The sequence below is a fragment of the Bradyrhizobium sp. USDA 3650 genome (genome assembly GCF_054057395.1).
On sequence record NZ_JBSRZG010000001.1, the window covers coordinates 3,714,620 to 3,726,524 of the forward strand.

The following is an 11,905-nucleotide window of genomic DNA, read 5'->3' on the forward strand; positions in this document are numbered from 1 at the left end:
GCGAGGGAGCGCACTGCCCCGACGGCTTCAGGTCACGCTCCAAGATATGATCCTCTAGATGCTCTCCTTTGTCGCTCAGCGTGTCGCGAAGGGCGTGATCGTCGTGCTCGCGATCGTCGTCCTCAATTTCTTCCTGATCCGGCTTGCGCCCGGCGATCCCGCCGTGGTGATGGCGGGCGAGGCCGGCGCCAGCGACCAGATCTTCGTCCAGCAGCTCAGGGAGAAGTTCGGCCTCGACAAGCCGCTGCCTGAGCAGCTCTTCATCTACGTCAAGGGCATTGCCACCCTCGACCTCGGCTTCTCCTTCCGCCAGCAGGCGCCGGTCGCGAAGCTGATCGGCGAGCGGCTGCCGGCGACATTGCTGCTGACGCTGACGGCGTTTGCGATCTCGCTCGTGCTTGGCGTTCTCTTCGGCACCTTCGCCGCGCGCTTTGCCGGAACCTTTCTCGACACCGCGATCACCGTCTTCGCCCTAATATTCTACGCCATGCCCATCTTCTGGGTGGCGCTGATGGGCATCCTGCTGTTTTCGGTCACCATGGATTGGCTGCCGAGCTTCGGCTACGAGACGGTCGGCGCCAACCTCACCGGCCCTGCCCATGCCGTCGATGTGGCAAAGCACCTGATCATGCCGGCGATGACGCTCGGCCTGTTCTTCATGGCGACCTACACCCGCATGACGCGCGCCTCGATGCTGGAGGTGAAGCGTCTCGACTTCGTCAAGACCGCGCGCGCCAAAGGCCTGTCCGATGCCGTGATCCAGCGTCGCCACGTCCTGCGCAACGCGCTGCTGCCCGTCGTGACGCTCGCCGGCGTCCACTCCGGCACCCTGATCGGCGGCGCCGTCATCACCGAGACCGTGTTCGCCTGGCCCGGCATCGGACGCCTGATGTACGACGCCCTGCTCCAGCGCGACTACAATCTGTTGCTCGGCGTCTTCGTGATCTGCTCCGCCATGGTCCTGATCTTCAACCTCATCACCGACCTGGTCTATCGCCTGGTCGACCCGCGCATCGAATTCACCACATGAAACAGTTCTGGAAATCGATGTTGAGGAGCCCGAGCGGCGTCATCGGGCTCATCATCCTGCTCCTTGCGATCTCGGTCGCCTTGTTCGGTCCGATGCTGTTCCCGAACTCGCCCTGGCGCATGGTGCAACGGCCGTTCCTGCCGCCGTTCACGCTCGCGACCGTGCCGCTCGGCACCGACGCACTCGGTCGCGACGTGTTCGCGGGAATGATCTTTGGCGCACGCGTCTCGCTGCTCGTCGGCATGGTCTCCACCCTGGTGGCGCTGGTCGTCGGCGTTCCCATTGGCGCCATGGCCGGCTATTTCGGCGGCAAGGTCGACGACGCCCTGATGCGCTTCACGGAGTTCTTCCAAACCATTCCGAGCTTTGCGCTCGCGATCGTGCTGGTCGCGATCCTGCAGCCCTCGATCTATTCGATCGTCGCCTCGATCGCGCTGGTAAGCTGGCCGCCGGTCGCGCGCCTCGTCCGCGGCGAGGTGCTGTCGCTGCGCACGCGGGAGTACGTCCAGGCCGCGGTGGTCACGGGCCAGAGCAACACCTGGATCATCCTGCGCGAAATCCTGCCGAACACGTTGTCGCCGGTGATCGTGCTGGCCTCGCTGATGGTGGCGACCGCGATCCTGCTGGAATCCTCGCTGGCGTTCCTCGGCCTCGGCGATCCCAATCTGATCTCCTGGGGCTACATGGTCGGTGCCGGCCGCACCGTGATCCGCCAGGCCTGGTGGATCACCGTGTTTCCCGGCGTCGCGATCCTGATCTCGGTGCTCGGCCTCAATTTGATCGGCGAAGGCCTCAACGACGCGCTCAATCCGCGGCTGTCGCGGGAGGGCCGCTGATCATGACCGCACCGCCCGCCGTCTCCATCAAGAACTTGCGGATCGCGCTGCCCAAGGGGGCGGAACGGCCGTTCGCGGTCGATGGCGTCTCGCTCGATTTGCGGCCCGGCAAGATCGTCTGCGTCGTCGGCGAATCCGGCTCGGGCAAATCGATGTGCGCGCATGCGCTGATGGGCCTGTTGCCTGACACGGTCGCCGTCACCTCCGGCGAGATCCAATTCGAAGGCCGCGACCTGCTCAAGCTCGACGACGACGGCTGGCGCGATCTGCGCGGCCGCCGGCTCGCGATGATATTTCAGGAGCCGATGACCGCGCTCAATCCGTTGATGCGGATCGGCGACCAGATGGCGGAGATGTTCGAGGCGCACGGGCTGCTCACGCCGAGGGAGCGGCGCGCCAAGGCGCTGTCGCTGGCGCGCGAGGTCGGCCTCCCCGACCCCGAGCGCATCGTGCGCGCCTATCCGCACCAGCTCTCCGGCGGCCAGCGCCAGCGCGCGATGATCGCGATGGCGCTCGCGCTCGAACCGGCGGTGCTGGTCGCGGACGAGCCGACAACCGCGCTCGACGTCACCACGCAAGCACAGATCCTGAAACTGATCCGCAACCTCCAGCGCAATCGCAACATGGCGGTGATGTTCATCACCCATGATTTCGGCGTGGTCGCCGACATCGCCGACCAGGTCGTCGTGTTGCGCCATGGCAAGGTGGTCGAGGAAGGCCCCGCCTCGGCGGTCTTCAACGCGCCGCAGCACGACTACACCAAGGCGCTGCTCGCCGCCGTGCCCTCGATGGACCCGCCCGCCCGCAGCCCCCTCGACGACCAGGCCAAGGCGGTCGAGGTGATCGGACTGGACAAGACCTACGTCACCTCGGGCGGCTGGTTTCGCGAGGACCGCCGCGTCGATGCCGCGCGCGAAGTCAACTTCACGATTCTCAAGGGCGAGACGCTCGGCCTGGTCGGCGAATCCGGTTCCGGCAAATCGTCGGTGGCGCGTCTGGTGATGCGGCTGATCGAGGCTGACCGGGGCACCGTGCGGATCGGCGAGACCGATCTCACAAAGCTCGCGGGTAAGGCGCTACGCGCCGAGCGTCATCGCATCCAGATGATCTTCCAGGATCCGTTCGCTTCGCTCAATCCGCGCCGCAAGGTCGGTCATATCATTGCCGACGGCCCGATCGCGGCCGGCACCGATCCGAAAGTCGCGTTCGACCGCGCCCGCGATCTCCTCAAGATGGTCGGGCTCGATGCCGGCGCGCTCGAGCGCTATCCGCATGAATTCTCCGGCGGCCAACGCCAGCGCATCGGCATTGCGCGTGCGCTCGCGCTCGAGCCCGAGATCATCGTCGCGGACGAGGCCGTCTCCGCGCTCGACGTCTCCGTGCAGGCGCAAGTCCTGCGGCTGCTCGAAGACCTGAAGGCCCGCCTCGGCCTCTCGATGCTGTTCATCACCCATGATCTACGCGTTGCGGCGCAAATCTGCGACCGCATCGCCGTGATGCAGCGCGGCGTCATCGTCGAGCTGAAGCCGACCGCGCAGCTGTTCGCTGCGCCCGAACATCCCTATACGCGCGAGCTGCTCGGGGCAGTGCCCGGGCAGAGAGCGCGCGCGCCGACGGCTTAAGTCAGCCGATCGCGGTTCCTACTTCGGTCGAGGATTCGTGTTGTTCCAGGTGGGGACTGAGTTTGTTACGCCGACGGAGGGCTGGTTGGACGTTCCGACCGACGGCGCTGTCACGGTCCCGACAGTCTGCCCGGAACTTCCGATAGTCCCTTGCTGTACCGGCGCTCCGGTGCGTCCGCTCGTGCTGCCTGGTGTACCTGTCGCCGACGTCTGTGCGTTGACAGCGAGTGGCGCTGCGGCCAATCCGAGAGCAATGAGTGCAGCAATCGAGTGTTTCGTTGTCATGGGTGATCCTTTCGGGCGGTCTCTCAATCGCAATGCCGTTCGTCAGGCGCCCGTGCATTGAGTGATCTTACAACTCCGCGCGCGAGGAAATGTGCCGCAATGCGCTCACACCGCAGGGCTCAACTCGTCATCACGATGCTGCGAAGCGGTCACGGCCCGAACAGATGCGCCGTGAGACCGGCGCATCGCTGAAGGTATCCCGCTCCACTTCAGGAACGGAATACTCACGGGCTTTTTATCCCTCGTGACCGCCCGCACGGCTGCAAAGCCGAAGCCGGCACCCCACATCTGCATGAAATGATTTCCATCATGTGATGATGGATTGAGGATCTATTGGAGCCGACATGGGCCAGGTTATTGAGTTTGTCTCGAAATCCGAGCGTGAGCGCATTCGCCTCATCCAGGAAGCGCGCGCGATCTACGACAGCATCTTCCCGCCGGCTGATCCGGTGAGCGAACGATCGAGCGGGGCCTCCGCGCATCGCAGCGACGGAGGCAACCTCGCGTGATCAAGATCATCGCCGTGCTCTGCAACCTCGCCTCTCCAGCGAACTGTCATGAGCAAACCGTCACCACATCCGACTTCGCCGACGTCTCGATGCAATCGTGCCTGATGGGTGCGCCACAGCTCGCCGAATGGATGAACCAGCATCCGGCCGAGCGCCTCGCCGGATGGCGCTGCGTGATCGGCCAACAGGTCGGACGGGGAATTTAGGATCGGGACCACGCTGTCCCTGAACGATCCGAAATGCCTGGTCCACTGCCATGATCATTGCTGGTCGCACTTGATCTTCTCTGGCCTTGCGACCGGCGCAGGGTGACCGGGATTGGCTCGCCGAACAGGCGCGCCTACCGGACGGGCGGGTTTGTGTTACTCCAGGTCGGGACTGCGTTGGTCACGCCGACCGACGGCCAATTATACGTGCCGATCGACGGCGCCGTGACCGTCCCGACCGACTGTCCGCTCGACCCGTAAGCTCTGGGCGGTGCTGCCAACGATCCGGCGCTCCCATAGCCCGGAGCCACCACGCCGGTGCTGTAAGATCGGCTTGACCGGTGCTTCTTGGCTTCAGCCGCGAACGGCGCGGCAAGCAGCCCGACGGTGACGAGGGCGGCAATGGCGGATTTGATGCTTGTCATGGCTGATCACTTCATTCTGCGGCCCCCTTGGCATCTGTTCATTCAGCGGCGGATTTCCATGGGCACCCCATTCATAACTTCGTGCGCGGGCGAAGGTGCCGCGGGCCGGTCGCACGGCATGATCAGCGCCGCCGCGGACGACAGGCCTTGCGGTTGTGGCGCTCCTTGACGGTCGCAACCGAGTGCATCAGCTCCTTGAAAGCCGCGACTGCCTTGTCGTCGCCGAGTGCACTGTCACCGAGCGCTTCCAGATGCTCAATGACCACGAGCAGCGCATCCGCGACCTGACCGATCTGCTTGCCGTAACTGCCGACATCCGACAGCAGGTCCTTCTCGACGTCGGGCGCCGAAGATTGGCCCACCGTGATGTTCACGAGACCGAACTGGCCGCCGGCCGGGCTGAAGAACGACGTGATCGGGTTGATGGATTGAACAACGTCCCCCGACAGAGGCAGCTTGAACACCGGCATGCGGTTTTCCTTTCCTGACTGAGCCCGGCGGGCGGGAGACTAGCACGCCTGCCCGCTCGCATGCCTCGCCTTCGGATGGACCCGAATCAGCGCTAGTGCATTCACCTCATCGACTTCGCGTATTGAGGCGATATGACCGGTCCCGAACTGAAGCAACTCCGCAACGATCTCTCGGACGTCCTCGAGCGCAAGCTCACCGCGGCCGACATGGCTCGGCTTTGCGGATTGCCCGAGAAGGGCGGCGCCGACACCATCCGGCGCTGGGAAGTGAGCGGCCCGACACCGTCGGCGACCAAGGTGCTGCGCGTGCTCGCGATGGCGAGCGAGCGCTATCCGATCCTGGAGAAGTTCGACGTCTTCGATCGTCATGACGTGCGCGAGGAAGACCGGCCCGCAAAGCGCGCTGCATTCCGCGAACAGATGCGCGATGAGGCGCGGCGCCGTCTTGGTTAACGAGATGCGCGCGCAAGTTACCTTGATAGCGCCGAGTTAAGCCTTCCTTCACCACTTCTTAAGCCGACATTAAGCACGAAAATCATTTACAGCCCAATAAGTTAGCTTGGCTGCCGCTGTGCCACGGATGTGACAGCATTTTCGTCAAAAGCGAGCTATCTGCAGAACCAACGACGGCGCGGAAAGCGCGCCTGCCGGGGACCTAAGTGTTGGAGTTTGGACGATGAAGAAGATTCTGTTTGCGACCGTTGCGCTGCTCGTTGTGGGCGCTGCCGCGCCGGCGGTCGGTGCCGATCTCGGTAACCGCAACTACTATAAGGCGCCCGCGCCCGCCTATGCCTCACCGATCTACAATTGGACCGGCTTCTATATCGGCGGCCATGTCGGCGGCGCGTTCTCCAGCGACAACAATTTCAGCGGCCTCTCCACCGGCAACAACGGCAACGGCCGTTTCCTCGGCGGTCTGCAGGCCGGCGCGGACTGGCAGTTCAACCCGAACTTCGTTGTCGGCGTCGAAGGCCAGTATTCCTGGCTCTCCGGCAGCGTCGGCGCGGTGTTCCCGGGCGGCGTCGCCTACACCAACGACCAGCGTGGTCTCGGCTCGATCACCGGCCGCGTCGGCTACACCTGGGGCCCGGGCCTGCTCTATGTGAAGGGCGGCTACGCTTATTCGGACAACAACGAGAAGGTCACTGTCGGCGGCGTGCCGGCGGCCTTCGTCATCACGGGCGATCACCGCAACGGCTACACCGTCGGCGCCGGCCTCGAATATATGTTCGCCCTGAACTGGTCGGCCAAGGCCGAGTACCAGTACTACAATTTCGGCGACGCGCACTTCACCGGCGGTCCGCTGGCGGGCACCGGCAACTTCACCACCGACGACCACACCATCAAGGCGGGCGTCAACTACCGCTTCAACTGGGCCAACTCGGCGGTCGCGCGCTACTGAACGGTTATCAAAACCTTATCATGATGAAGGGCCGGCATCATTGCCGGCCCTTCTTTTTTCGCTGTGCGGAACGTACGCAACCGATTGAGCAACTTGCGATTTTTTAACCTGACGCGCGGATACTCCGCGGCGAAAACATAAAGATCACGCGTGGGGGAATTTCGATGGCGATCCGTCTGGGCCTTGGCCGTTTGCTTGGTCGTATCCGGCCTCGTTTCAAAATGCCGACATGGGGCGTGCGCGGCAGCCTGTTCACGGCCTTCGCGGTGATCGCGGGCATGGGCCTCGTGATTGCAGCCGGCGCCGGCTTCGTCTTCAACCATCTCGGCAGCACCATGATGGACCTGAGCGGCCGCGACATCCCGCGCCTTTCCGCCAGCCTTCAACTCGCATCGCAAAGCGCAACGCTCGCGGCACAGGGGCCGGGCCTCCTGGCGTCGCCGTCCGACGAGGCGCTGAACGAACGCACCAAGAAGGTGCAGGAGATCCAGCAGCTCGCCATGGCCAAGCTTGGCGAGATTATTGAGCTCGGCGCCGACAAGCAGATCGCAACCGCGTTGCGCGAGACCGCCAAGAGCATCGACGAGGCGACCCAGAGCCTGGTATCGGCCGCGCGCGAGCGGCTCGATGCCGGCGCGGTGCATGACAAGCAGTATGAAGCGCTCCGCAAGGCGCAGCTCACCTTCGTCGGTGCGGCCGGTCCTGCCATGCTGGATGCGCAAACGCGCCTGAACGCGATCCTCGGCGCGGCGGAAGTTTCCGCCGACGATGCCACCGAAGCCGCCCGCACCGTCTCCCAGGTCGCGACCATCTCCGCCAACGGCAATCTGATGGCCGCCGACATGATGGCGGCGCTGTCGGCCAACAACAGCGATACGCTGGAGGCGATCGAGAAGGAGTTCAAGGCGACGCGCGACCGCGTCAAGTCGAATCTCGAGGACCTTCCGAACATGGCCTCGATGCAAGCGGTGCGCGACACCGTGCAAAAGCTGTTCGCCTTCGGCGAAGGCAAGTCCGGCGTGTTCAAGATCCGCCAGAAGGAGCTCGACGCCATCGACTACGGCCAGACCATTCTGGACGAGACCCGCAAGCTCAATGTCGGCCTCGGCATCAGCGTGCAGCAGCTGGTCGAGGGCGTGCAGAAGGAGACCAACGCGTCGACCTTCCAGGCGCGGCAGGAGATCTCGCTTGCGACCACCGCGATGCTGGCACTCGGCGCACTGACGCTGGTCGGCTCGGCGCTGTTCGTCTGGCTCTATGTCGGCCGCAACATCCTGCGCCGCATTCGCGAGCTTCAACGCGCCATGCAGTTGCTCTCGGCCGGCGACCTCGACACCGAGATCGTCCGCTCCCGGCAGAACGACGAGATCGGCGCGATGAAGGAAACGCTGACGGTATTCCGCGACAGCATGATCGAAGCCCGGGCGCTTGCCAGCGAGCAGGACAGGGATCGCGTCGCCAAGGCCGAGCGTGCGGCGCAGATGGAGGCGAAGATTGCAGAATTCGAGAGCACGGTCCGCTCCGCACTCGACAATCTCGCGCAATCAGCCAATTCGATGCAATCGACCGCGCAGAGCATGTCGAACACGGCAGATCAGTCCAATGCGCTGGTGAACGCGGTTGCCTCGGCAGCCGAAGAGACATCGGTCAACGTGCAGACCGTGTCGTCAGGCACCGAGCAGCTCTCATCCTCGATCGAGGAGATCAGCAAGCAGGTCGTGACCTCGGCCGCGATCGCCAGGAAGGCGGTCGACGAAGCCGGCGCGACCGATGCCACAGTGCAGAGCCTCGCCGACAGCGCGAGCCGCATCAGCGTGGTGGTCGACCTGATCCAGACCATTGCCTCGCAGACCAATCTGCTGGCGCTCAACGCCACCATCGAGGCGGCGCGCGCGGGCGAAGCCGGTCGTGGCTTCGCGGTGGTCGCCTCCGAGGTGAAGAGCCTCGCGAGCCAGACTGCCAAGGCGACGGAGGAGATCCGCAGCCAGATCGCCAGCATGCAGTCAGTGACGACTTCGGCCGTCGGCGCCATCCAGGGCATCGGCCGGATCATCGGCGAGATCAACGACGTCACCACGACGATCGCCGCCGCGGTCGAGGAACAGGGCGCGGCGACACGCGAGATCGCCCGCAACATCCAGCATGCGGCCGGCGGCACCAGCGAGGTCTCCAGCAACATCGTCGGCGTCTCCACGGCCTCGGCGGAAGCCGGCGCAGCGGCGAACGAAGTGCTCGGCGCCTCCGACGCGCTCCGCCGCGAGGCGGACATGCTGCGCGGAGAGATCGACGCGTTCCTCAACAACATGCGGGCGGCGTAGGCGCTGTTCCGTAACCCGGAATGACCGCTATGCGGGCCGCGCCAGCGTCCTTTTTCGGCTGGCGCGCCGCGACGAGCGGGTTTAAGTCGGTAGCATGAACGCAAAGACCGACACCGTGCAGTCCTCCGCCGACGCCCTGCGCTATCCCTGGGAACAGCATCCCGGCCCCGAACAGGTCGTCGAGGTGAAGCCCGGTGTGTTGTGGGCGCGGCTGAAGCTGCCGTTCCGCCTCAACCATGTGAACATCTACCTGCTCGCCGACGGCGACGGCTACGCCATGATCGATGCCGGCTTCGGCAATGAGGAGACGATCGAAGCCTGGACGAAGCTGTTCGACGGGCCGCTGAAGGGCGTCAACATCACGCGCCTGATCGTGACCCATTCCCATCCCGATCATGTCGGCCTGGCCGGGTGGATCGTCGAGCGGTTCAACTGCCCGCTGGTGATGTCGCAGGTCGAATATCTGCAATCGGTCTATCACCAGAACCGCGGCACGGAGGAGCGGCAGGAGGCGCAACGGCTGTTCTTCCGCCGCCACGGCATGGACGAGTCGCTCACCGAAAAACTTCTCGGTCGCGGCCAGGACTATCTCAAGCGCGTCTCGGTGCTGCCGCCGTCCTACCGCCGCATCTCGCATGGCGAGGACGTCGTGATCGGCACGCGGCGCTTCAAGGTGATCACCGGCGGCGGTCACGCGCTCGACCAGGTGATGCTGTATTGCGCCGACGACAAGCTGTTCCTCTCGGCCGACCAGGTGCTGAGCAAGATCTCGCCGAACGTCAGCGTGTGGGCGGTCGAACCCGACCAGAATTCGCTCGGCGAATATCTGGCCTCACTCGCCAGCCTCACCACGACTCTCCCCTATGACGTGCTGGTGCTGCCCGGCCACGGCGTGCCGTTCTACGGGCTGAAGACCCGCATCAAGCAGCTCGCCGATCACCACGAGGAGCGCTGCCGCCTGATCGCGGAAGCCTGCCACGAGGTGCCGCAGACCTCGCGCGCCTTGGTGCCCGTGGTGTTCAACAAGCACGTGCTGGACGAACACCAGATGGGTTTTGCCGCCGGCGAACTGGTCGCCCACGTCAACTACATGATCGTGGAAGGCCGGCTGACGGCGGAGATGAAAGACGGCGTGTTGCAGTTCAGGACGACCTGAGGGCTGCGCTCAATGCACCGGATGGTGCAGAGCAACATCGCATCTCGCGCGAACTTGATCCGGATCAAGTTTCAAATCGCACGATAGGGCATTTTGCCCAAATGCCCCGCAGGTCCAAATGTGGGATAGCGCATAGACATTGGAGCTGGAAAAGCTCTAAGGATATGCGGGTCTTTGGTCGGTTCCGCTGCAGGTTTGACGATGGATTACGCCCAGTTCTTCAATTCCGCCCTTGATCGTCTCCACACCGAGCGGCGCTACCGCGTGTTCGCCGATCTCGAGCGCATCGCCGGCCGGTTCCCGCATGCGCTCTGGCACTCGCCGAAGGGCAAGCGCGACGTCGTGATCTGGTGCTCCAACGATTATCTCGGCATGGGCCAGCACCCGAAGGTGGTGGGCGCGATGGTCGAGACCGCGACCCGCGTCGGCACCGGCGCCGGCGGCACCCGCAACATCGCCGGCACGCATCATCCGCTGGTACAGCTAGAGGCCGAGCTCGCCGATCTCCACGGCAAAGAAGCCTCGCTGCTCTTCACGTCCGGCTACGTCTCGAACCAGACCGGCATCGCTACCATCGCGAAGCTGATCCCGAACTGCCTGATCCTGTCCGACGAGCTCAACCACAATTCGATGATCGAGGGCATCCGCCAGTCCGGCTGCGAACGAGTCGTGTTCCGCCACAACGACCTCGCCGATCTCGAAGCGCTGTTGCAGGCTGCGGGCCCGAGCCGACCCAAGCTGATCGCCTGCGAGAGCCTTTATTCGATGGACGGCGACATCGCCCCGCTCGCGAAGATCTGCGACCTCGCCGAGAAGTACGGCGCGATGACCTATGTCGACGAGGTCCACGCCGTCGGCATGTACGGCCCGCGCGGCGGCGGCATCGCCGAGCGCGACGGCGTGATGCATCGCATCGACATTCTCGAGGGCACGCTCGCCAAGGCGTTCGGCTGCCTCGGCGGCTACATCGCCGCCAACGGTCAGATCATCGACGCGGTGCGCTCCTATGCACCGGGCTTCATCTTCACCACCGCGCTGCCGCCGGCGATCTGCTCGGCCGCGACCGCCGCGATCAAGCATCTGAAGACGTCAAGCTGGGAGCGCGAGCGTCACCAGGATCGCGCCGCCCGGGTCAAGGCGATCCTCAACGCCGCCGGCCTGCCGGTGATGTCGAGCGACACCCACATCGTCCCGCTGTTCATCGGCGATGCCGAGAAGTGCAAGCAGGCTTCCGACCTCCTGCTCGAACAGCACGGCATCTACATCCAGCCGATCAACTATCCGACGGTCGCCAAGGGCTCCGAACGCCTGCGCATCACGCCCTCGCCCTATCACGACGACGGCCTGATCGACCAGCTCGCCGAAGCCCTGCTGCAGGTGTGGGACCGCCTGGGTCTGCCGCTGCGCCAGAAGTCGCTGGCGGCGGAGTAGGTCCGGGTCGTCCTGGCGAAAGCCAGGACCCATTACCCCGACTGTGAATTGTTGCGGCTTGCTGGGGCCATTGGGGTGCCCATAACCGTGTCCTGTGGTTATGGGTCCTGGCTTTCGCCAGGACGACGCTGGGGGTTTGCACCTTAACGACACCCCCAGTTCCCGCGCCCCCACGACATTTCGCTGTCGCCTCCACCGGCCCAACGCGCTAGATT

The 11,905-nt window shown here is 64.5% G+C and carries 13 protein-coding genes; 10 read left to right on the forward strand and 3 right to left on the reverse strand.

Annotated elements, in window-relative coordinates; translation table 11 throughout:
- Nucleotides 1-58 precede the first annotated feature (58 nt).
- The 3 genes from ACVIN2_RS17210 to ACVIN2_RS17220 are packed head-to-tail and all read left to right on the forward strand — an operon-like array spanning nucleotide 59 to nucleotide 3,488.
- Nucleotides 59-1,030 carry an ABC transporter permease gene (locus tag ACVIN2_RS17210; RefSeq protein WP_456766449.1) on the forward strand — a complete coding sequence of 324 codons (972 nt, stop codon included), beginning with the start codon at nucleotides 59-61 and terminating at the stop codon, nucleotides 1,028-1,030.
- Nucleotides 1,027-1,866 (forward strand): ABC transporter permease, encoded by an 840-nt coding sequence (locus ACVIN2_RS17215; RefSeq protein ID WP_247464175.1) that lies wholly within the window; start codon nucleotides 1,027-1,029, stop codon nucleotides 1,864-1,866. The genes ACVIN2_RS17210 and ACVIN2_RS17215 overlap by 4 nt, the downstream gene beginning before the upstream one ends.
- 2 nt (nucleotides 1,867-1,868) lie before the next feature.
- Nucleotides 1,869-3,488, forward strand: a complete 1,620-nt coding sequence (locus tag ACVIN2_RS17220) for an ABC transporter ATP-binding protein (protein ID WP_456766450.1) — start codon at nucleotides 1,869-1,871, stop codon at nucleotides 3,486-3,488.
- Nucleotides 3,489-3,506: 18 nt separating this feature from the next.
- On the opposite strand, the gene ACVIN2_RS17225 is transcribed toward ACVIN2_RS17220, so the two are convergent.
- Nucleotides 3,507-3,773: a hypothetical protein gene (locus tag ACVIN2_RS17225; protein ID WP_456766451.1), complete on the reverse strand. Its 267-nt coding sequence runs from the start codon at nucleotides 3,771-3,773 to the stop codon at nucleotides 3,507-3,509.
- A gap of 344 nt (nucleotides 3,774-4,117) precedes the next feature.
- On the opposite strand from ACVIN2_RS17225, the gene ACVIN2_RS17230 reads away from it, so the two are divergent.
- Together ACVIN2_RS17230 and ACVIN2_RS17235 are read left to right on the forward strand one after the other, a co-directional pair.
- The gene (locus tag ACVIN2_RS17230) at nucleotides 4,118-4,282 is read left to right on the forward strand and encodes a hypothetical protein (RefSeq protein ID WP_456766452.1); all 165 of its coding nucleotides are present in this window, start codon (nucleotides 4,118-4,120) and stop codon (nucleotides 4,280-4,282) included.
- Nucleotides 4,279-4,488 (forward strand): hypothetical protein, encoded by a 210-nt coding sequence (locus ACVIN2_RS17235; protein WP_027570060.1) that lies wholly within the window; start codon nucleotides 4,279-4,281, stop codon nucleotides 4,486-4,488. The genes ACVIN2_RS17230 and ACVIN2_RS17235 overlap by 4 nt, the downstream gene beginning before the upstream one ends.
- Before the next feature lie 134 nt (nucleotides 4,489-4,622).
- Here the strand turns inward: ACVIN2_RS17235 and ACVIN2_RS17240 are convergent, their stop codons facing one another.
- Complete coding sequence (locus tag ACVIN2_RS17240; RefSeq protein ID WP_456766453.1) at nucleotides 4,623-4,913, reverse strand: hypothetical protein; 291 nt, start codon at nucleotides 4,911-4,913, stop codon at nucleotides 4,623-4,625.
- Nucleotides 4,914-5,035: 122 nt separating this feature from the next.
- Nucleotides 5,036-5,383, reverse strand: a complete 348-nt coding sequence (locus ACVIN2_RS17245; RefSeq protein WP_106941691.1) for a hypothetical protein — start codon at nucleotides 5,381-5,383, stop codon at nucleotides 5,036-5,038.
- Nucleotides 5,384-5,515: 132 nt separating this feature from the next.
- On the opposite strand from ACVIN2_RS17245, the gene ACVIN2_RS17250 reads away from it, so the two are divergent.
- The 5 genes from ACVIN2_RS17250 to hemA all read left to right on the forward strand — a co-directional run bounded on the left by ACVIN2_RS17250 (nucleotide 5,516) and on the right by hemA (nucleotide 11,690).
- Nucleotides 5,516-5,836, forward strand: coding sequence for a hypothetical protein (locus tag ACVIN2_RS17250; RefSeq protein WP_007599476.1), 321 nt, complete (start codon nucleotides 5,516-5,518; stop codon nucleotides 5,834-5,836).
- Nucleotides 5,837-6,059: 223 nt separating this feature from the next.
- Nucleotides 6,060-6,785, forward strand: coding sequence for an outer membrane protein (locus ACVIN2_RS17255; RefSeq protein WP_456766454.1), 726 nt, complete (start codon nucleotides 6,060-6,062; stop codon nucleotides 6,783-6,785).
- Between the two features lie 164 nt (nucleotides 6,786-6,949).
- The gene (locus ACVIN2_RS17260; RefSeq protein ID WP_456766455.1) at nucleotides 6,950-9,103 is read left to right on the forward strand and encodes a methyl-accepting chemotaxis protein; all 2,154 of its coding nucleotides are present in this window, start codon (nucleotides 6,950-6,952) and stop codon (nucleotides 9,101-9,103) included.
- Between the two features lie 94 nt (nucleotides 9,104-9,197).
- Nucleotides 9,198-10,259 (forward strand): MBL fold metallo-hydrolase, encoded by a 1,062-nt coding sequence (locus ACVIN2_RS17265; RefSeq protein WP_456766456.1) that lies wholly within the window; start codon nucleotides 9,198-9,200, stop codon nucleotides 10,257-10,259.
- A 201-nt stretch (nucleotides 10,260-10,460) separates the two neighbouring features.
- Nucleotides 10,461-11,690 carry a 5-aminolevulinate synthase gene (gene hemA / locus ACVIN2_RS17270; RefSeq protein WP_247283189.1) on the forward strand — a complete coding sequence of 410 codons (1,230 nt, stop codon included), beginning with the start codon at nucleotides 10,461-10,463 and terminating at the stop codon, nucleotides 11,688-11,690.
- Nucleotides 11,691-11,905: the final 215 nt, after the last annotated feature.

Excerpts from the sequence above, each read along its gene's own strand:
- ACVIN2_RS17215 (WP_247464175.1), top strand. The coding sequence starts at position 1,027 with ATGAAACAGTTCTGGAAATCGATGTTGAGGAGCCCGAGCGGCGTCATC.
- ACVIN2_RS17230 (WP_456766452.1), top strand. The coding sequence starts at position 4,118 with ATGGGCCAGGTTATTGAGTTTGTCTCGAAATCCGAGCGTGAGCGCATT.
- ACVIN2_RS17255 (WP_456766454.1), top strand. The coding sequence starts at position 6,060 with ATGAAGAAGATTCTGTTTGCGACCGTTGCGCTGCTCGTTGTGGGCGCT.
- ACVIN2_RS17210 (WP_456766449.1), top strand. The coding sequence starts at position 59 with ATGCTCTCCTTTGTCGCTCAGCGTGTCGCGAAGGGCGTGATCGTCGTG.
- ACVIN2_RS17220 (WP_456766450.1), top strand. The coding sequence starts at position 1,869 with ATGACCGCACCGCCCGCCGTCTCCATCAAGAACTTGCGGATCGCGCTG.
- ACVIN2_RS17250 (WP_007599476.1), top strand. The coding sequence starts at position 5,516 with ATGACCGGTCCCGAACTGAAGCAACTCCGCAACGATCTCTCGGACGTC.
- ACVIN2_RS17260 (WP_456766455.1), top strand. The coding sequence starts at position 6,950 with ATGGCGATCCGTCTGGGCCTTGGCCGTTTGCTTGGTCGTATCCGGCCT.
- ACVIN2_RS17265 (WP_456766456.1), top strand. The coding sequence starts at position 9,198 with ATGAACGCAAAGACCGACACCGTGCAGTCCTCCGCCGACGCCCTGCGC.
- ACVIN2_RS17240 (WP_456766453.1), bottom strand. The coding sequence starts at position 4,913 with ATGACAAGCATCAAATCCGCCATTGCCGCCCTCGTCACCGTCGGGCTG.
- hemA (WP_247283189.1), top strand. The coding sequence starts at position 10,461 with ATGGATTACGCCCAGTTCTTCAATTCCGCCCTTGATCGTCTCCACACC.
- ACVIN2_RS17225 (WP_456766451.1), bottom strand. The coding sequence starts at position 3,773 with ATGACAACGAAACACTCGATTGCTGCACTCATTGCTCTCGGATTGGCC.
- ACVIN2_RS17245 (WP_106941691.1), bottom strand. The coding sequence starts at position 5,383 with ATGCCGGTGTTCAAGCTGCCTCTGTCGGGGGACGTTGTTCAATCCATC.